Here is a 20,278-nt window from a genome sequence, read left to right as displayed (position 1 = left end):
GTTTAGGGGCCTGCTGTAGAAAGATCGCCCTCGCGAACGCCCTGCTCCGATGGCGACAGCGCGTGCTGGCGTCACTGCGCCGAGACGCCGATCCCTGACGATCTGGCGCCCCCGATCCTCAGCGTTTGCGCTGCTGGCCACCGAACCGCAACTCGACGGCGGCGCCGGAGTAGCGCACCGTCTTCGTCTGCGCACGGCCGCCTCTGTCTGGCGCCATCAGCCTCACATGCAGCGTGCGCCGTGCCGTCATGCCGGGGAACTGCCCGTCGCGCGCGCCGATGCGCAGCGTGCGCGTGGCGTCGTCCCACTCGAGCGCGATGGTGGCGCGCTCGCCGACTTCGTAGCGGTAGCTGTGGCCGTCGTCTTCGTACAGCGTGAAGCGGCCGTCGGCGCCGGGATAGATGCGGACTTCGTAGGGCGCATCGGGCATCTCGCCGGTGTGTTGCACCACCGGGCCGAGCGGCAGCACCGAGCCGGCGCGCACGAACAGCGGGAACTCGTCGATCGCATACGGCCGCGCGACGCTGGCCCCACCGCGATGGCGGCGCCCGCTCCAGAAGTCGTACCAGTCGGTGCCGGCAGGCAGCGGCGTGGCCTGGCGGCGGTCCAGCGTGCGGCCGAGCCCGGCCAGCGCGTGCAGCTCGGAGGGCGGGCGCCAGGCCAGGCGCAGCGCGCGCTCGCCACCGGCCTGGTAGTAGTCGATGCGCACGCGCACGGCCTGGCCGGCGCGCAGCGTCATGCGCGTGCTGCCAAAGCGCTGCGCGCCCACGGCCCAGTCGTCAACGACCAGCTTGTCGTCCAGCCACAGGCGAAAGCCATCGTCGCCTTCGACGCCGATCTCGTGCTCGCCGCTTTCGGCGGCCACCAGCTCGCCCTGCCAGCGCGCAGAGAACTGCTCCAGCCGCTGCAGCCCCGGCGGCGGCCCGGCGAGCGGCGGGCCGGGCCAGTGGTGATCGATGTTCGTGTCGACGGTGCGGCTGGCAGAGCGCTCGAAGTTGACGCCGTCGAAATACTCCAGCGCCAGGCCCGGCTGGCCTTCGGCTGTGCGCAGCTGCAAAGCCGGCACGGTAGGCGCCGGCGGCGCTTCAGCATGGAACATCGGCCGCGTGATCGGCTGCACCAGCAAGGCCGGGCCGAACATGTACGTATCGTCCACCTTGCGCAGCGCGGCCTGGTCAGGGAAGTCCATCGGCAGCGCGCGCATCATGGTGTAACCCTCGCTCGTGCTGCGCCAGCCCAGGCCGTAGAGGTAGGGCAGCAGGCGGTAGCGCAGCTCGGCAGCGCGCAGCAGCGAGCGGTACACCTGCGGGTCCAGCGTCTTGAAGACGTAGGGCTCGCGCTCGACGCTGGTGCCGTGGATGCGGTAGATCGGGTTGAAGATGCCGAACTGGTTCCAGCGCGCGAACAGCTCGCGCCAGCCGGGGTTGCGCTCGCCGCCGGGCGCGTTGACGAAGAAGCCGCCGGTGTCCTGCGACCAGTACGGCAGGCCGGCCATCGCCACGTTGAGCCCGCCGGCGATTTGCGCGCGCAGCGTGGCCCAGCTGGCCGTCGTGTCGCCCGACCACGGCGCGGCGGCGTAGCGCTGCTGGCCCGCCCAGGCCGAACGCGTGAGGGTGAACACGCGCCGGTCGCCCCGCTGCGGGTCGGCGCGCTGGCCTTCGTAGACGCCGCGTGTCGTGAGCAGGCTGTAGGCGTTGAGGTAGCGCGTGAAGTCGCCCATCGCATTGGGCCCCAAGCGCTTGATGTCGGCTTCCACCTGGGCCGGATCGTGGCAGGCGCCCCCCACCTCGACCTCGGTGCCGTCCATCCACAGCGCATCGACGCCGATGTCCAGCAGGCCCTTCTTCAGGTGCTTGAAGTAGATGGCGCGGCCCTCGTCGCTGAAGGCGTCGTAGATGCGGGCCTTGCCGGAGATCCAGTGCAATGGCTTGAAGCGCAGGCCCTTGGCGTCCAGCTCACGCGCCAGCGCGGTGTCGTTGCCGATCGACGGCCAGATCGACACCATCAGCTGCGTGTTCAGCTCCTCGTGCAGTGTGCGCACCATGCCGGCCGGGTCCGGGAAGCGCTCCGCATCCCAGGTCATGCCGCTCCAGGTGCCGTCCCATTCGCCGTTCTTCTGACCGCCCCAGTACTGCCAGTCCTGCACGATGGTGTCCAGCGGGAAGCGCTCGGCGCGAAAGCGCCGCACCACCTCCAGCAGCCGCTGCTGCGTGGGGTAGCGCTCCTTGCTCATGAACAGGCCATAGGCCGACTTCGGCATCATCGGCGCGGCACCGGTGAGATGGCGATAGCCCGCGATCACCTCGTCCATCGTGGCGCCGGCCACGAGGTAGTAGTCGATGCCGGCCGGCGCGCTCTCGGCGCGGAAGGTCGCTCCTTCGGCGTTGTCGGAAAAGGTCGCCTTCGAGTACACGTCCCACAGCACGCCGTAGCGCCGCGTCGAGAGCACGAACGGCACGACCGCGCCGATGTTGGTCTGTACCAGCAGCACCTCGCGGCCGCGGTAGTCCATGTACGGTTCGTTGTACTGGCCCAGGCCGTAGAGCGATTCGTCCGGCGTCAGCGCGAAGCTGTGGCGTATGGCGTAGCTGGGCGCGCCATCGATGCGCACCGGCTGGATGTCGGCCGGTGAATCATCGCGTTCGCGGGTGATGAGGCCGCCGTCGGCCCGGAGGAAGGTCAGCGCGCCAGAGCGCTTGTTGACACTGACGCGCAGCGCCGGGCTGTGGATCTCGAGCGCTGCGTTGGTTTCGCTCACTTCCAGCGTTAGCGCCTGCGGCTGCGCCACGACAGCCAGGCTGGGCTGGTGCGTGTGGCTTTGCCCGCGATGAGCCGAGACGCGGACCGTGCCCGGGCCGTAGAAGATCAGGCTCTTGGTGACGCCGTCACGTTGGAACTGCACACCGGCGGCCAGGCGCAACCAGGCGAATCCGCCGGCGGGCGACGCGGCCGCGGGCAGGTCCGCCTGAACCACCTGAAGCTGGCCCGCGGCATCCAGCCCACTGGGCGCCGCCGCGACGATACGGCTGGCGCAGGCGAGTGCACACAGGATGGTGAGCGCCCTCATTTCTCGACCAACTCCGTGCCCATGGCCGGCAGCGTCAGGAAAGAACGGCGCGTCCAGGTGGCCGGCGGGGGGGTCATGGCGTGCATAGACATAGGCTGTTCAGAAGGTGTCGAACGTCAGGCTGGCCGCTTCAAGCCCTTCCCCGCTGGCGTGCAGCGTGGCGCGGCCCGGGGTGCCGTTGGACTGCAGGATCACCTGCGCATGGCCGTTGAAGACGCTGCGCTGCCACGGAGCGGCCGGCGTGGTCCTGCGCAGCGTGACCCAGCGCCTGCCACCCTCCGCCTCGTCGAACAGCTTGCGCGTGCCACCGGGCGGCGTGGCGAAGACGACGGTGAGGGTGTTGTTGTCGCTCAAGAGCGCCGAGTCGAGGTCGATCGCGCCGATGCCTTCCTCGCGGCGCGGCATGACCGCCTTGCCGTTCACGTAGAGCTGCTGGCCGGGCGCAATGTCGCCCAGCAACAGCAGCACACGCTCGCCGGCGGCCACGGCCGGCCGTGCAAAGTGGGCCTGCACCACGTTCCAGGCACTGTCGGCCAGCGGCTGGTCGGGCGGCACCCAGGCGAAGGGGTCGCGCCCGCCGGTCGCGCCCGTGGGTGTCAACAACGCCGCGGCGTCTTCCGGTCGCGCCACGCCGTGCACGCGCCAGCCGTCGAGCGCGGCGTAGCGGTGGAACTCGGCCGGCTTGTCGGCCTCGTGCGAGCCCGGGTCGCCGTTGCCCATGCCGATCAGCCGCGCCGGGCCCGAGACCTCGAATTGGATGCGCTGGCTGGCCGTGGGCACCACGCGGCCTTCATGGTCGACCACGCTCACGCGGACCACCGCCACGTCGTCGCCGTCGGCGCGGATGCGTGCGCGGTCCACCGCCAGCCGCACCGCGCTGCCGTCGCCGGTGGTGGCCACGGTCTCGGACGTGACCAGCTGGCCGGCCTTGTAGCCGCGTGCCGTCAGGCTGCCGGGTGCGTAGGGCACGCTCCACTGCAGATGGGCGTAGCGCACCAGCGCCTTGCGGCCCAGCGAGCGGCCGTTGAGCAGCAGCTCCACCTCGTCGGTATTGGCGTAGACGCGCACGTCGATGGGCTGGCCTTCGCGGCCGGGCCAGTTCCAGTGCGGCAACACGTGCACCACCGGCTCGGGGGTCCAGGCCGCGCGCAGGTAGTGGCCGCTGTCCTTGAGCACGCCGGTGGTGTCCATCATGCCGAACTGCGAGCTGATGGCGGGCCAGCCGAAGGGTGTGGTCTCGCCGCGGTAGTCAAAGCCGGTCCAGACGAACATGCCGGCGATGAAGGGGCGCTCGGCGATGAAGCGCCAGGCCTCCTCGACAGACGAGGTCGCCGCGCCGCCGGAGCGTTTGTCGTAGGCGGCGATGTGCACACGCGCCGGGTCGTCGACGTAGACGCCGCGCGTGGCGAAGGTCAGGCCCTCTTCGGTGACGACGCTGGCCCGCTCGGGGAAGCGGCGGTGCATCGCGTCGATGTCGTGCTGCGCCTTGTAGTTGAAGCCCAGCACGTCCGAGCCCACCGAGGTACCCTCGGGCTGGCCGGAGCTGGACGCGGCCAGCGTGCCCGGGCGCGTGGGGTCCATGCGTTTGACGATGGCCTGCATCTCGCGCGCCAGCCGGGTGCCCAGCGCGTAGTTCTCGATGGCCCACTCTTCGTTGCCCACCGACCACAGGATGACGGACGGGTGGTTTCGGTCGCGCCGCACCATGCGCTGCAGCTCGTCGCGGATCTGCGGCGCGGTGCCCATCATGCGGTGCTCGTCGATGACGAGGATCCCCAAGCGGTCGCAGGCGTCCAGCAGCTCGGGCGTGGCCGGGTGGTGCGCCGAGCGGATCGCGTTCACGCCCATGCCTTTGAGCATCTTCAGCCGCGCCTCGTGCATGGCGTCGGGCAGCGCGATGCCGATGCCGGCGTGGTCCTGGTGGTTGTTGGTGCCGTGCAGCTTGATGTGGCGGCCGTTGAGGAAGAAGCCCGCGTTGGCGTCGAAGCGGATGCTGCGGATGCCGAACGGCGTGTCGTAGGCGTCGACCACGCGCTCGCCCTGCTTCACGCGCGTGGTCAGCTTGTAGAGCTGCGGCGTTTCCAGCGACCACAGCTTCGGTGCCGTCACGCGCAGCGTGGCGGCCACGTCGGCGCTGGCGTCCACAGTCACGCGCCGCGCGGGCACCGTGGCGCGCGCGACGACGCGGCCCTCGGGGTCGCGCAGCTCGTGCTCCAGGCTGAACGACTGGGCCGCCTTGCCGTCGTTGCGCACCGTCGTGTCGACGGCCACGTCGGCCCGGTTGCCGTTGACCGTGGCGCGCACGAAGGTGCCCCAGTGGTCCACACGCAGCGGCTCGGTCYGCGTCAGCCAGACGTKGCGGTAGATGCCSGCGCCTTCGTACCACCAGCCTTCCTGCGTGGTGGCGTCCACGCGCACGGCCACGACGTTGCGGCCGCCGTAGTGCAGGTAGTCGGTGATGTCGACGCGGAAGCTCGAATAGCCGCTGGCCTCGCGGTGCAGGTAGTGGCCGTTGACCCAGACCACGCTGTCGCGGAAGACGCCGTCGAATTCGAGTGCCAGGCGCTTGCCCTGCGCCGAGGCGGGTATGGCCAGCTCGCGCCGGTACCAGCCCACGCTGTTTTCGGGGAACGCTCGACCGATGGCCTTGGAGCCGTACGGCGAGCTGCCGCGTTCGCTGAACGGCAACTCCACCGCCCAGTCGTGCGGCAGGTCCAGGCGACGCCAGGGCCGGTCGTTGAATTCGGCCGCCGCGGGGCCGTCGCCGAAGCCGGCCTTGGCGAAGAAGAAGAAGCGCGTGCCGTGGTTGAAGTCCTGCGCCGCGTCGTGCGCGTGGCCCAGCGCGAAGCGCCAGCCGTCGTCGATGCGCGTGCGCTGGCGCGGCCCGTCGGCGGCGCCGGCGAGGCTCGCAGACAGGGCGAGCGCCAGTGCGAGGATCCGGATGAAGAAGGAATGTTGGCTCATGGGGGGGAAAAGAGTGGAGCGAGCCGGCCAGCCGGCGCGGGGAGCGTCGGTTCAGACCACCGGCGTGACGCGGACCATGATCACGCCGTGCGGCGCGACGATGCCGCCATAGCCGCCGCGCACGTTCTTCGAGACCTTCTTCGACCACAGGTCCTTGACGTCGGCCTTCAGGCCCGCGGGCAGGTTGAGCAGGTCCCAGTCGACCTTCAGCTCTGCGGCTGACTTGCCGCGGTTGAACAGCACGACCGCGTGCTCGCCGCCCTTCAGCGGCCGCGCCCAGATCTCCAGTTCGCCCTGCCGCCAGACGCGCCGGCCCTGCTGGCCCAGCGGGTCCTGGTCGACGGCGATGACGTCGGCATTCGTAAGGATGCGCCGCGTGTCGGCGTCCATCGCCGACAGGTCGTTGCCGGCGATCAGCGGTGCCGCCAGCATCGCCCAGAGCGAAAAGTGCGACTCGTACTCGGTGGTTGTCATGCCGCCGTTGCCGACCTCGAGCATGTCGGGGTCGTTCCAGCGGTTCGGGCCCGAGTTGCGCCACAGCTCGGCCTGCATGTCCAGGATGTTGAGCATGCCGTGCGACCAGTCCTTCTTGCCTTCCCAGGCGTCGAAGATGTCGCCGCTGGTGCGCCACAGGTGCCCGACCGTGCCGGCCCAGCGTTCGGGCTGGTTGGTGGCCCATTCGCAGATCGACAGCACGATGTCGCGCCCCGACTCGCGCAGCGCCTTGGCCATGATCGTGTAGGCAGCCTCGGCGTTGCGCGTGCCGGTGTGGCACCAGTCGTACTTCAGGTAGTCGACGCCCCACTTCGCATACTGGCGCGCGTCCTGGAACTCACGGCCTGCGCTGCCGGGGCGGCCGGCGCAGGTCATGGCACCGGCGTCGGAATAGAGGCCGAACTTCAGCCCCTTGCCGTGCACGTAGTCGGCGAGCGCCTTGATGCCGCTGGGGAAACGCTCGGGGTCGGCAACGATATTGCCGTCTTGATCGCGGCTCTTCTGCCAGCAGTCGTCGATGACGATGTACTGGTAGCCGGCCGCCTTCATGCCCGATGCAGCCATCGCGTCGGCCTGCTTGCGCACCAGCGCCTCATTGAGGTTGCAACCGAACTTGTTCCACGAGTTCCAGCCCATCGGCGGCGTGGGCGCCAGGTTGGCCTTGGGCGCATCGAGCTTCAAGGTCTCGTGGGCCGCTGCCGGCACGGCGGCGGCAAAAGCGAGACAGGCGGTGACGATCCAGCTGGCGAATTGAGTCTTCATGAGTGGGGTTCCTGGCAGGTTTCGTTCAGCGTTCAAGCAGGTCCGCACCCATCGGCTCCAGCCGCAGCGTGCCCGTCCAGCTGCGCCCGCCGATCAGGCCCTTCATCGCGCCCTCGATCGGCACGTCCTTGGCTTCGCCCGTGGTGTTGACGTAGTAGCTGCGGCCTTGGACCACCCGTGCATAGACGCCGTCCGGCGTCTTCGGCCCGGCCTGCAGCCCCAGGCTGGGGTAGAGATGCCGGTACAGCGCGCCCATCAACTCTGGCTGCGCCACCGTGCCGACGTAGATCGCGCGGCCCTTGCCGAAGCGGTTGACGGTGACGGCCGGCACCTTGCCCTCGGTATTGGCAAAACGCGCGAGCACCTCGGCGGTGGAAGGCTCCAGCACCTCGATGAATCCGTTCTCGTCCTTCACGTCGACGTCGCCGATGCGTGTCTCCACCTTGCCGGCGTTGAAGAACTCGTTGGTGCGCAGGCCGAACACGTCGGTCAGGCCGCCGGGCAGCGGCGTGCTGTGCCACTGGTTGCTGTCGTTCACCTTGGCCGATTGCGCCGTCATGATGACCGTGCCGCCCTCGGAAACGAACTTGCGCAGGTTGGCGGTGGAGGCCGCGTCCAGCAGATACATGCCAGGCACGACGACCAGCTTGTAGCGGCTCAGGTCTTCGTGTCCGATGTGGATGACGGACACGTCGATGTTGTCCTTGAACAGCGGCGCGTAGGCGTTGTGCGCCTGCTTCATGTAGCCGGGGTTCACGTAGGGCCGAACCGTGTTGGAGATGCCCTCCTTCGGCAGGTTGGTCGCGATGATGTTGTCGAACGCATAAGCAATCGCCACCGTGGGCTGCTGCAGACGCGGGAAACCCAGTTTCTCGAGCTGTGCGAATTCCTTCGCAATGGTGGCGAACTCGTTGAGCTTCCACGAGGCGCGGTCGTCATGGTCGATCAGGCCGAACAGCGCCTGCTCCTCGCCGCCGTGGTGGCTGTGCCAGGTCCAGGGCATCACCGCCTGGGCGCCCATCAGCAGGCCGAAGTGGGCCCACATGCGCGAGCGGCCCTTGGTGCCGTAGTAGCCGGGGCCGCCGGCGGTGAACTCGTTGAACCAGATCGGCGCGTTCATGCCGGCGCGCATCATGGTCGACTCGAAGCCGGCGCTGATCGGGTCGCCCGGGTAGAAGCCCATCGCGCCGTAGCTGACGTAGCGGCGGTAGGTGGCCAGGTAGTCAAAGCCCTTGCGCCAGGCGCTGTCCCAGAGGTTGGAGATCGCGGGCTTGTCGGGCACGTTCTTCTTGCGCACCGCCTCCAGCGAGGCTAGCACCTCGATGGTCTGCTCGGACCAGAAGCGCCGCATGTCGAGATAGCGCTCGTAGGGTCCGGGGCCCTCGATGTAGGGCAGCCGCACCTCGTCCCAGGTGTTCATGTGGCGCGACCAGCGCTGCGAGGCCCAGGCCTTGTTCAGCGCGTCGACGCTGCCGTACTTCTTCTTGAGCCAGCCTATGAAGCGCAACCTGTCGGCTTCCGAGTACGACACCATGCCGTTGCCGCTCTCGTTGTTGTAGCCGATGGCGAACAGCGCCGGATGTTTGGCATAGCGCTTGGTCATCGTGTCGGCCAGGCGCACCAGCAGACGCTGGTAGTTCGGGTCGCTGGTGTTGTCCATGTAGCGCTCGACCGGGTCGAGCCGGTTGCCCTTCTCGTTCACGATGTCGACGCCCGGGTATTTTTTGTGCATCCAGATCGGCGCCGGCTGGCCGGGGATGTCCATGATGACCTTCAGGCCCGCGGCTTGCATGCGGTCCATGATCCAGTCGAAGAGCTTGAAGTCGAACTTCCCTTCGGCCGGCTCGAACGCGTCCCACGCCAGGTCGCCCATGCGCACGACCTTCATGCCGGCCTGCTTCATGCGGTCGATGTCACGCTGGATCTGATCGCGGTCGGCGCGGTCGAAGGGTTGGTAGTTGGTGCCGACAAAGAGCTGGCCGGCGCCGGGCCAGTCGGTGCGGCCGTCGGCGCTCTGCGCGCGGGCAGCCAGGGGGCTGAACGCGGCGACCGCCAGCGCGAGGGTCAGAATCGTCTTTCTCGATGTCATCGGGGTTCCTGGGCTCGACCCAGCACGTGGTCAAGGTAGGTGTGGTGTGCGGGCAGGCGCGCCACTGCGGCGACGATCGCATCGCGGCGGCGGCGCAGCGCTTCGAGCGCTTCGTCGCGGGGCAGCTCCTGCAACACCGGGTCGGCGCGTTCGGGCCAGTGCCCCAAGCCGGCATGGATGGCGAGCCAGCTTGTCGCGTCGAAGCCCTCTTCGTCGTACATGTGGAGTACGCCGAGGCTGCGCCAGGCTTCGATCTTGAAAGTCAGCGTCTCGGGCAGCTGCATCGTCGCCATGTCACGCCACAGCGCGCTGTCGCGCCGCGCGGTGAGGCAGTAGTGCAGCACGATGAAGTCGCGGATGCGCGCGAACTGGCGCACGGCACCGATGTTGAAGTGGCTCACGCTCTCGTCACCGATCGGCTGGCCCGAGGTGAGCAGCGTCATCAGTCGGCTGATCCCGCTCTGGATGAGGAAGATGCTGGTCGACTCCAGCGGCTCGAGAAAGCCGGATGAGAGCCCGAGCGCGACGACGTTGTGGACCCAGAAGCGCGCGCGGTGGCCGGTGGTGAAGCGCAGCAGCCGCGGCTCGACCAGCGGCGCGCCGTCCAGCTGCTGCATCAGCTGCTCGCGGGCACGCTCCTCGTCGATGTAGCGCGTGCTGAACACATGGCCGTGGCCGGTGCGGTTCTGCAGCGGGATGCGCCAGGCCCAGCCGCCTTCGAGCGCGGTGGCGCGCGTGTAGGGCGTGAGCTCGCTGCCGGTGCGCTCGCAGGGGCAGGCCCAGGCGCGGTCCACCGGCAGCCAGCGGCTGAAGTCGACGAAGGGCTCGCCCAGCGTCTTGCCCAACAGCAGCGAGCCGAAGCCCGAGCAGTCGATGAACAGATCTGCAGCGAGCTCCCGGCCATCGGCCAGCTTGACGCTGCGCACGCCGCCGTCGGGCCGCCGGTTCACTTCGACGATGCGCCCTTCGGTGCGCCGCGCGCCGCGCTTGACCGCCAGCTCGCGCAGGAAGCCGGCATAGAGCGAAGCATCGAAGTGGTAGGCGTAGTTGTAGGGCGCCTTGTCGTCGGCGGCGACGAAGCGACCCTGCATCGCCATCACCGTAGGCAGGCACTGCTCGCCGAAAGCGCCTGGCGCGTCTTCGGCCAGGCGGCGGTGCTGGCCCCACAGCGCGTCCGGGCCGCCGAGCTGGCCGAAGTCGCCGAAGGTGTGGAAGTAGTGCTCGCCCTTCACGCGCCAGTCGCAGAACTGGATGCCGAGCTTGTAGCTGCCGTGCGTCGCGCGCAGGAAATCGGCCTCGTCGATGCCGACCATGCTGTTGTAGTTGCGGATCGATGGGAAGGTGGCTTCGCCCACGCCGACGATGCCGATCTCTTCCGATTCGACGACCTCCACGGTGCAGCGGCCGCGCAAGCAGGTGATGAGCGCGACGGCCGCCATCCAGCCCGCGGTGCCGCCGCCGACGATGACGACGCGATTGAAGCTGATGCTCATGTATCGCCCTTTCTGGTGGGGTTGGGCCAACGCAGGACGATCCGGGCCTGGTCACGAACGACGACGAGGTCGAGCTCACGCCCGGTTGCCAGCAGCGCTTGCAGCGATGCCACATCGGTGATGGTCTCGGCGGCCGCCTGCGCGTCCTGCCCCCTGCCGACGATCACGTCGCGCGGCCTGAAGCCTGCGGCCTCGCCGACGCTCCCGGCTTCGACCGTCAACACGAGGATGCCCGCCTTCGCRCCCAGCCCCGCGGCCGACTGCTCGCCCAAGGTCTCGACCGGCTTCAGGGTCAGCCCCTGCAGCGTGCGCGTGGCCTGCTGAAGCGAAACCTGTGTGCGCGGTGCAGGCACGGTGTAGGCAGGCTGCAGCGCCAGCGCCTTCAGCCGCGCCGGGCGCACGCCGAAGTCGTTCATTGGGAGGTTGGTGAAGCCCACGTGCGCGGCCAACGACGCGTTGGTGACCGTGTAGTCGCCCCTCGCCGGCGCGGCGAAGCGCGGATCGCCTGCGACGGAGTCCGCGTCCGTGCCGCGGGCCTGCGCCTGCAGCAGATCCGCTTCGGCCACGAACAGGTTGCGGTTCACGCTGCGCCCCCAGCGCTTGATCTCCACCGGCTGGTGCGGCCCCATCACGAGGTTGGACTCGAACACGTCGCCGCTGTCATCGAACCACACGTGCGGGTGGAACGCGCCATTGACGAGGATGTTGTTGCGCACGATGCGCGCGAAGCCTTCGCGCAGCTTCAGGCCGCCGGCGAGCAGCAGGTTGTCTTCGATCACGTAGTTGGAGGCGCCATCGTCCAGGTCCACGTCCCAGCCGTGGTCGCAGCGGAAGCGGTTGCGCTTCATCACGATGGGCTCGACGGCGTCCAGCAGTGGCAGCCCGGGGTGCGCTGCTGCCCGGCGGTCCATCTCGGCGCGATCGGGGTGCCAGTAGCGGTCGCGGCCCCAGCTGTTGAACGCACCGTGATCGCCGGTGAGCAGCACGGTGTCGAAGACATCGTTGTGGGTGATGCGGTGGCCGCCCCAGGTTCCGTCGCCGATGTTGATGCCGGCGCGCGGCATGCGGTAGATCGAGTTGTGGTCGACCGTGATGCGTGCGGCCATCGAGATCTGCACGCCGGTGGCCTGCTTGTCGATCTGGCCGATGTCGTGGATCAGGTTGTCCGTGGCTTGCGAGTCTTTCGGGTACGCATCCGTTTTCGGGCCGGGCGTGAGGTCGATCGCAGAGAGCTCGAGCCGCTCGTGGTACTCGAACAGCGGAGAACGAACCGCCTCGGGCCGACCGACGAACGCCACTGCAGTGCCGCCGATCGCATGGATGTGGTTGCCGGAGATGGCCACCTGCCGTGCGCGGCCGCTGACCACCACGGCATGGCCACCCAACTCGACGAACTCCGAGTCCTCGACGCGCACGTCGGCCGCGTTTTCGATCGTCACCGCACCGACGCGATGAAACTTCCAGTCCGAGCGCAACAGCGGCTCGACGGCTTTGAGGAACGTGGGTTCGGTCTCCTTCAACAGCAGCTTGCGCACACGCACATGCTGCACCGCCGCGCTTCGGCCTTCGATGCGGATCAGCGCTTCATGCTCGCCGGCGCGGAACCCGCTTGCCGGCGGCCGCGCACCCGCGAACGGCTTGAGGTAGAGCCAGCCCTGCTTGCGGTCGTGGAACCATTCGCCCGGTGCGTCGAGCTCCTCGAGCACGTTCTCGACGTAGCGGTCGCGCTCGCTCGGCGGCATCACGCGGTTGTTGCCGACCTGCGCGCCGTAGACCAAGCTGCCATCGGCCTTCTTGCCGAGAATGGGCACCTGCACACCGCCCCACTGGTTGCCGTGCAGCGCGTGCAGCACGGCGCCTTCGGGGTCGTGCCAGCGCGCCACGCGCTGGGGTGCCGTGGCGTCGGCGGCGCCGCCGAACCCCACTTGCGTCGGGTCGAGGTTGGGGTAACGGGCACGTACCAGCATCCGCTGGCCCAGCCACAGCCGCTGGAATGAGCGGCCTGCGTAACGCGCGCGCCAAAGGCCGTCATTCCAACGCTCCCAACGCAGCGCCGGCAGGTGCGCCGCGCCGCTCAGCACGGCCTGCGCCCCGGGCGCCGCGGCCAGCACGAAGGGATCGTCGGCCGAGCCCGACAGCGCTTCGTCGATGACGACCGGCGCCGCCAGCTCGTAGGTGCCGCTCGCGAGTTCGATGCGCCGGATGCGCTTGTCGACCCGCGCCTGCTGCAGCGCCGCCGCCAGGGACTTGGCGTCCTTGACGGTCACGCTTTCGGCGCGCACGGCTGTGCCCGTGCCGCTAACAATTAGCGTTAGCACGAACAGCAGCGCCCTCGCGGTCACGGCACGCCCGGCTCGACCAGCACGGGCCCGACCAGGCCCGAGACTTTGCCCGGCAGCGACTCCACCAGCACGGTGAGCGTGCGCTGCCGCGCGCCCTTGGCCAGCGGCAGCGTCAGCGGGCCCGGCTCGGGCGTCGTCTTTTCGGCGAGCTTCACGCCGTCGAGCCAGACCTCGTCCCTGCCGACGATCTCGCGGAACACCAGGCGGGCGGGGCCATCGTTGACGGCCATCAACAGGGCCAGGATCAAACCCGCGACGGGTCCGCACGGGCCACGCGGCAGCGCCAGCACCGCGCCGGCGGAAGCGCCGCCGCGCAGGAAGGCGCGCCGCCCGCCGTTGTGGAGCAAAGATGGACGTGCGCGACTCATGGGTCGTTACTTCACGAAGCGGGCCAGCAGGCGGATGTACGCAGCCTGGTAGCCGTTCGAGTTCTCGCTGATCGGCCACGAGTTCAGCGGCCAGCCGTCGTTGAAGTCGAGGTAGGACTTCTGCGGCGGTTGACCATAGGGCGGCGTCGGCCGGGTGGAACCGCAGGCCGCCGAGATGCCCGGGCAGCGCGTATCCCAATCCCACTGGTTGTAGTTCGGGCCGCCGACGACGAAGCCCGGCGCGGGGCCGTAGGTCGAGGTCTTGGCGTTGTCCCACAACGCGCTGCCGTCGGAGAACCACGAGTGGAAGATCTGGTTGACCGAGTTCTCTGCACCGAAGCTGTTCATGTTGGTCAGGTAGACCTTGCCGAACGAGTTCACGCCGTGCAGGTAGTACAGGTAGCCGGCCGCGGCATCGGCCACCTGGTCCGCCGTATGGCGGCTGATGCCGTAGTAGCTCTCCTCGGTGAACAGCGAGCCGGCCTGGCCCTTGGAGGCGTTGCTGCCCCAGGTGTAGTCGGGGATGTAGGCGCGGTAGGGGTCGCGCTGCGAATCGACCGCCCCCCAGCCGCCGTAGTCGGAGCGGGCCCACATGTCGAGGTAGCGCGTGCGAATGTCACTGGCCACGCTGGCGGTGGCCCCGGGCAGCGAGGCGTAGTACAGCAGGGTGCGTGCGCTGCCCGCGTTGTAGGCCGAGATGTACCACTGCGCCATCAGCGGCTCCTCGGTGTAGTGCGCATCGACGTAGCTGCGGTAGGTGACGTCACCCGTGGCCGCGAACAGCTTGATGGCCGCGAACAAGCGCAACTGCAGGCGTCCCTTGTCGTCGGTCTCCTGCTGGCCCGCACCCAGGCCACTGGTCCCGTTCGAAGAATCGTTGTTGCGGAAGACGACATTGGGGTTGGCCGCCGCCCAGTCCCAGGCGCGCCTGGCCCGCGCCAACAGGTCGGCGGCATAGGTGTTCATCGCCGCGTTGTTCAAGCTGCCGAACACCTTGGCGCCATGCGCGTAGGCCGCGGCCGCCGACAGCGTGGCCGAGGTGCTGGCGTCGCCGTAGTAGCTGGGGCCGGTGGCTGCCGACGGCGGGCTGGCGTGACTCACACCGACGATGGACAGCACCGAGCCGTCGTTGTTCTGCAGGCGCACCAGCGAATCCAGGCCCCACTTCACTTCGTCGAGCAGATCCGGAATGCCGTTGTACGACTCGGGCAGGTTGAAGTCGTCGGTCCAGACCGTGGGGTTCTGGACGTAGGCGTCCATCAGGTCCTGAGCGTAGCCGGCCGTCCAGCTGGTGTACTTGTTCAGATCGCCCGCGTCGTACCAGCCGCCGCGCAAGTCGCGCGCCGTGGAGGCGTTGTTGGGGTCGAGGAAACGCCGCGCCTGCGTGTCCTGACCCGCCTTCAGGTGGCTGGCGCCGTCGGCCCAGCCTGCGCCGGCATTGCCCGCGCTCTTGGCCTGGCCGGCGCGCTGGTAGAAGAAGCTCCGCACGGCCTGGATCAGCACGTTGCGGTAGACGTTCTCGCCGATCACGAAGCGCGCCGAGCGCTGGTTGGCGCTGGGGTCGACGATCTCGTAGGTACCAGGCGTGGTGACTTGGCTGAAGTCGAAGTGCCACACCTGGTCGCCCGAAGAGGCGTCGGTCTTCAGGCCGTTCCAATCCTGCGGCCAGGCGGTGTACACGACGGAGCCCGTGGCCGAGTCCACGACCTGCAGTTGTTGGGGCCAATAGCCCTCGTTGCTGTCATAGCCGACCTTCGGGAAGCGCAGCACGGCCACCTTCTTTCGGGTGGGCAGGTAGCCGAACTGGTCGACCATGATGAACTTGCCGGCGTTGGCGGCCATGGCCGGCCAAACGGTGAAATTGAACGCCTGGACTGTCTTGGCGCCGCAGCTGTTGGTGAAGGTGGCCGTGGCCGTGCAGCTGCTGGTGAGCTTGAGGGTCTGCTCGCGCGACGAGCCCGAGGCGCCGCAGCCGCTCCACGACCACGTGCCGGAGAACGGCTGCGGCCCGAGCACGACCCTGGAACCCGTGTTCAGCGAGGCCGAGGACTTCACCACCCATGAGGTGGTGCCGTTCACGTTGAGGTAGGGGGTGACAGCGCTGGGCTGACACGTTTGCGCCCACGCTGGCGCGTTCAGTGCCACCAGTGAAAGCAGCACGCCTTTTCGAATATCCACGGTTGTCTCCGTTGTACTGTTGTGCAGTGATGGGGCTGAACGAATCGCGAATCTCAACGGTTCGCTGTTTGCCACGACTTCAACGGCCAGCCTTCGTTGAAGCCCACGGGAAACTCGCCCGCGCTCAGCGGCCGGATTCGACGATCAGGCGGATCGTCTCCGGCTCCTTCTGCTCGCCGGTGCGGCGGTCGATCAGCCCACCGGTGTCCCACCACATCGGCACCAGACCGTGCTTGCGCATCGAGCCCGTGACCTGCTGGATCCAGTAGGCGACGTAGGGCTTCATGCCCGGGAACTGCCGCTTGGGGTAGGCGCCGTACTCGCCCACCAGAACGGGCACGCCGTGTTCGACGAAGCGTTCCTGCATCGCGCCGAATTGCTTCTCGACCCAGGGCTCGTCAGCCCAGCTCTGGGTGGCGGCCGGATCCTTGGCAATGGCACCCCACTGCCAGATCTTGCTGTCGCCGTTGAGCGCGAAGTCGTAGGGGTCGTAGTAGTGGACTTCCATCATCAGACGGTTGGCGATGGAGTCCTTGGGGCCCGCCGCGTGCTTCAGCGTGTGGTCGATGTTGGTGTTGTAGCCCTGCACCACCAGGTGCCGCTTCGCGTTGTTGCCGCCGGTGGCGCGGACCGTGGTGACGAAGGTCTGGTTGAAGCTGTTCTGCACCGCGGCGTATTCGTCGGTGGGCGGTGTGAACAGGCTCTCCATGCCCACCTCGTTGGTGCCGGCAAACAGCAGGTGCTCGTCATGGTCCTTGAACGCATTGGCGATCTGCGTCCACAGGCCGGCCAGTCGCGCATTCAGCGCAGCCTGCTTGGCGTAAGTGGGGTGGTTCAGCCAACCGCCGTCCCAGTGCGTGTTGATCATCACGACCAGGCCGGCAGCGCGGGCCTGGTCGACGACCTGCTTCACACGCGCCATCCACGCCGGGTCGATGCGGTCGTTGGCATCTGCGTGGGCAAGCCAGGCCACCGGGATACGCACGCTCTTGAAGCCCGCAGCCCTGAAGGCGTCCATGACCTTCTGCGTGGTGGGCGGATTGCCCCACGACGTCTCGGCCGGGATCGCCTCCAGCGTGTTGCCCAGGTTGATGCCGGGGGACATTTCGCGCGCAAGTTCGACGCTGCCGATCTCGCGCATGGCAGCCGGCGCAGGGGCTCCGGTGCCTGCGCACGCCGGCAATCCGGCGGTCAGCGACAGGGCTGCGATGAGTCCTGCAAGTCTGCGGACGAACGCTTGCATGGGCTTTGATCTCCAGCTTGCAATCAGAGCGTCACGGTGACGACGACGATCGACTTCGGCGGCAGGTCGAACGTCAGCGCACCGTCGCGCGGCGCGGCGTCATACGGCGCAGGCGTCACGGCGTCTGGCTGCGCGAAGGTGTTGTGCGCATCCATGGCGGCTGCGGTGAGCACCTTGCCTCGCACCGCCTCCTTCAGGTTCGTCGCCACACGCGCCGCACGATCGGGGTCGAGGTTGACCAGGGCGATCACGGTCTTGCCATCGGCGCGGCGGGCCACGCTGGCCTCCACCGCCGGGAGCTCGATCTCGCCGCGCTTGAAGCTGGGGCTCTGCACCTCGGCCTTCAACGGTGTAGCGCCCTTGAAGGGCTTGTACATGTCGAAGACGTGATAGGTCGGCGTGAGCAGCATGCGCGGACCGTCGGTCAGGATCATCGCCTGCAACACGTTGACCATCTGCGCGATGTTGGTCATGCGCAGGCGGTCGGTGTGGCGGTGGAAGACGTCGAGCGACACTGCAGCCACCATCGCATCGCGCAGCGTGTTCTGCTGGTAGAGGAAGCCCGGGTTGGTGCCGGGTTCGGGGTCATGCCAGGTGCCCCATTCGTCCACGTACAGCGCCACGCGCTTTTCCGGATCTCGCTTGTCCATGATGGACGTGATCGTGCTGATGCGGCCCTCGATGCCCTTGGCCGTTTGAAGCGTCTTGGCCCAGCGTTCCGCATCAAAGCCTGTGGCCGCCCCCTTCTTTTCCCAGCCGTTGGGTAGGGTGTAGTAGTGCAGCGTCAGCGCGTCCATTTGGTTGATGGAGCGCTCCATCAACACCTCGATGAGGTGGTCGTTGGCGGTGCCGTCACCCGAGGCCACGCGCTTGGCGCCGCCGCCGAGGAAGGTGGCGTACTGGTTGTGCAGGTCCGATTGATATTCCGGCCGCATGTTGCCGCCGCAGCCCCAGCTCTCGTTGCCGATGCCGAAGTACTTGACTTTCCAGGGCTTGGCATGGCCATTGCGGCGGCGCTCTTCGGCCAAGGTGGATTGGCCATCGGCCGTCATGTACTCCATCCACTGGCTCATGTGGTGCGCCGACATCGAACCCATGTTCCCGGCGATGAAGGCCTCCGCGCCGAGCTGCTCGACCAGGTCCATGAACTCGTGCGTGCCGACGCGGTTGGTCTCGGGCACGCCGCCCCACCAGCGGTTCGGGCGCACCGGGCGCTTCTTCGGATCACCAATCCCGTCGCGCCAGTCGTAGTCGTCTGCGAAGCAGCCGCCGGGCCAGCGCACCACGGGAACTTCCAGCTGCTTGAGCGCCTGCACCACGTCCTTGCGCCAACCGCGCACGTTGGGAATCTTCGACTCCCGCCCAACCCACAGGCCACCGTAGATACCACTGCCCAGGTGTTCAGCGAACTGGCCGTAGACATCGGGCTCGATGCGCGGCCCTGCGGCCTCGGCCTGGATGGTGAGGCGTGCCTCGATGACGTCAGCGGCAGGCGATGCCGTCGTCCCCAGCAAAGGCAGCGCCGCGGCCACGAGGGTGCGGCCCACGGATTTCAGTAGCGTCGAAACGGATCGGCTCATGCTTTTGGTCTATTGGTTTCGGGAGGTCTGCCGGACGCCTCAGGCGAGCTCGACATACAGGCTGTATGGCTCATGGGCCACCTGGTGGTACGGTATGAATTCGAGGTCGGCGCCGTCGCCAGGGGTGGGCACGCGAAAGCGCAGCGTCGCTCCCACGCGGTGCCCCGCTTCGTGCAATGAGCGGCCGCCCAGCGCCACACGCGGCATCGACGCCGGGCGCYGCAACACGCTGCCGTAGGTGCGCTCGTTGACGATGAGGTCGTCGCCGGGCTGCAAGCCTTCGCTGCCCATGCGTGCGGCCAGCGCCATCGGCCCGTACATCAGCGCCGCGATGTTCTTCACATCGGGCAACGGGGCCAGATGCAAGTGCATCGGCAGTTCGAGGTCGATCGTGTCGCCGTTGCGCCATTGGCGCGCCACATCCACCCAGCGGCCGGCTTTCTGGCTCTCGAGCACCGGTTGACCGTTCACGCGCACCGTCATCTCGCGGCACCACGAGGGGTGGCGCAGACGCATCGTGAACGCCGTGGCCCGCTCCGCAGCAATGATCAAGCGCACGCGACACCGCTCGGGAAAGGCAGAGACCTGGCTCACACGCAGGCCCTTCTCGCGCCACGCCAGCTCAGCGGCGATGTACTGTGAGACATAGAGCACATCACCATCGGCCGCGAAGACCGGCTCGCCGCGACGCGAGAGGTCCGCCACGTCGGTGCCAGTGCTCCAGCGCCCGGGTTTGGAATGCAGCCAGGAGTACCCGGGTCGCAAGGGCTGGAAAGCCGTGGCCACGTCACCTTCCGCTTCCTTCGAAACGAGGATTCCGTTGACGAGTGCGCGCTCGGCCCAGTCGGCGCTGGCCGCCTGCGGGTTGCCGCGGAACAGCACGCGCGCCAGGGACGGCATGTTGAAGATGCCGTTGGTTTCGATGGTCCCGACAGCGCCGAGTTGGCGGCGCGCCCTGAAGCGGCGCGCCAACGCCAGGTAGCGCGCGTCGCCGCTGAGCGTGGCGAGATCGGTCAACACCTCGTCGATGCCGTCGTGATCCGCAGGAACGTCAACGCAGCCTTCGGCGGCGGTCTCRATCCAGTCAGCGAGGCGGGACAGAACGTCCAGCGCAAGCGCGTTGCCAGCCTTCACGTGCGCATCGCGCAGGCCGGCAGCCAGCTGGCGCAGCGTGGCCCAGGGTGCGCCCGTCGCCGCACGGCCGGCCAGGCTATTGCGCAGCTGCTCATCGCCATCGGGGAACGCACACACCAAACCGGAGAGCGCTGCCTGCTGGCACGCCGAGAGTTCGCGCACGACGTAGTCGACACGGCGACGGAACTCGGCTTCGCCAGTGGCGACCCAGGTCGTCGAGCACGCACTCAGATAGTGGGCCAGCATTCGGCCTGGACAGCGCAACTCGTGCCACTCGGTGGCTGCCTCCCAGCCACCATAGGCCTGTGCCTTGGGTGGGAGGCCCGCGTTGACATGGAAATCGTGCAGTAGCCGATCGGCCTGCAGGCCACGCAGGTAGCGCGCCGTGAGGTCTTGAGCGCGCTTGAACGGCCCGTCGAGCAAGCGCACGTTGCAGACTTCCAAGCGGCCGGCTGCGCCGCCCAAAGCGCGAATCGGTGCCGCCTGCGCAGCGGTTCCCGGCCAGATCACGGCGACCGGGGTGCGCAGGATGTCCCAGCGCTGCGCGTACTGCGCCATCATCC

Annotated in this window: 11 protein-coding genes; all 11 read right to left on the bottom strand. The window is 68.2% G+C overall.

Going from position 1 to position 20,278, the window contains the following annotated elements:
- Window positions 1–118 precede the first annotated feature (118 nt).
- On the bottom strand, window positions 119–3,067 hold the full coding sequence (locus AC1DYI_RS08825) for a TIM-barrel domain-containing protein (RefSeq protein ID WP_477203724.1): 2,949 nt from the start codon (window positions 3,065–3,067) through the stop codon (window positions 119–121).
- Window positions 3,068–3,166: 99 nt separating this feature from the next.
- Window positions 3,167–6,031: a beta-galactosidase GalA gene (gene galA / locus AC1DYI_RS08820; protein WP_477203723.1), complete on the bottom strand. Its 2,865-nt coding sequence runs from the start codon at window positions 6,029–6,031 to the stop codon at window positions 3,167–3,169.
- Between the two features lie 51 nt (window positions 6,032–6,082).
- Window positions 6,083–7,288, bottom strand: coding sequence for a glycoside hydrolase family 27 protein (locus AC1DYI_RS08815; RefSeq protein ID WP_477203722.1), 1,206 nt, complete (start codon window positions 7,286–7,288; stop codon window positions 6,083–6,085).
- A gap of 25 nt (window positions 7,289–7,313) precedes the next feature.
- Window positions 7,314–9,377 (bottom strand): beta-galactosidase, encoded by a 2,064-nt coding sequence (locus tag AC1DYI_RS08810; protein WP_477203721.1) that lies wholly within the window; start codon window positions 9,375–9,377, stop codon window positions 7,314–7,316.
- Window positions 9,374–10,870: a tryptophan halogenase family protein gene (locus tag AC1DYI_RS08805; protein ID WP_477203720.1), complete on the bottom strand. Its 1,497-nt coding sequence runs from the start codon at window positions 10,868–10,870 to the stop codon at window positions 9,374–9,376. Before AC1DYI_RS08805 ends, AC1DYI_RS08810 begins: the two co-directional genes overlap by 4 nt.
- Window positions 10,867–13,152: a right-handed parallel beta-helix repeat-containing protein gene (locus AC1DYI_RS08800; RefSeq protein WP_477203719.1), complete on the bottom strand. Its 2,286-nt coding sequence runs from the start codon at window positions 13,150–13,152 to the stop codon at window positions 10,867–10,869. Before AC1DYI_RS08800 ends, AC1DYI_RS08805 begins: the two co-directional genes overlap by 4 nt.
- Before the next feature lie 56 nt (window positions 13,153–13,208).
- Window positions 13,209–13,580: a hypothetical protein gene (locus AC1DYI_RS08795; protein WP_477203718.1), complete on the bottom strand. Its 372-nt coding sequence runs from the start codon at window positions 13,578–13,580 to the stop codon at window positions 13,209–13,211.
- 6 nt (window positions 13,581–13,586) lie between these two features.
- Window positions 13,587–15,758 carry a glycoside hydrolase family 9 protein gene (locus AC1DYI_RS08790; RefSeq protein ID WP_477203717.1) on the bottom strand — a complete coding sequence of 724 codons (2,172 nt, stop codon included), beginning with the start codon at window positions 15,756–15,758 and terminating at the stop codon, window positions 13,587–13,589.
- Window positions 15,759–15,882: 124 nt separating this feature from the next.
- A complete protein-coding gene (locus tag AC1DYI_RS08785; RefSeq protein ID WP_477203716.1) occupies window positions 15,883–17,001 on the bottom strand; it encodes a glycoside hydrolase family 5 protein in 1,119 nt (372 codons plus the stop codon).
- A 23-nt stretch (window positions 17,002–17,024) separates the two neighbouring features.
- Window positions 17,025–18,548 (bottom strand): alpha-N-arabinofuranosidase, encoded by a 1,524-nt coding sequence (locus AC1DYI_RS08780; RefSeq protein ID WP_477203715.1) that lies wholly within the window; start codon window positions 18,546–18,548, stop codon window positions 17,025–17,027.
- A gap of 72 nt (window positions 18,549–18,620) precedes the next feature.
- On the bottom strand, window positions 18,621–20,278 hold a 1,658-nt coding region (locus AC1DYI_RS08775; RefSeq protein ID WP_477203714.1), incomplete at its 5' end, for a beta-L-arabinofuranosidase domain-containing protein.

It is taken from the genome of Ideonella sp. P3_A4, assembly GCF_056403075.1.
Note: the sequence above shows the minus strand (reverse complement) of the source record. Positions and strands in the feature narration are given on the sequence as shown.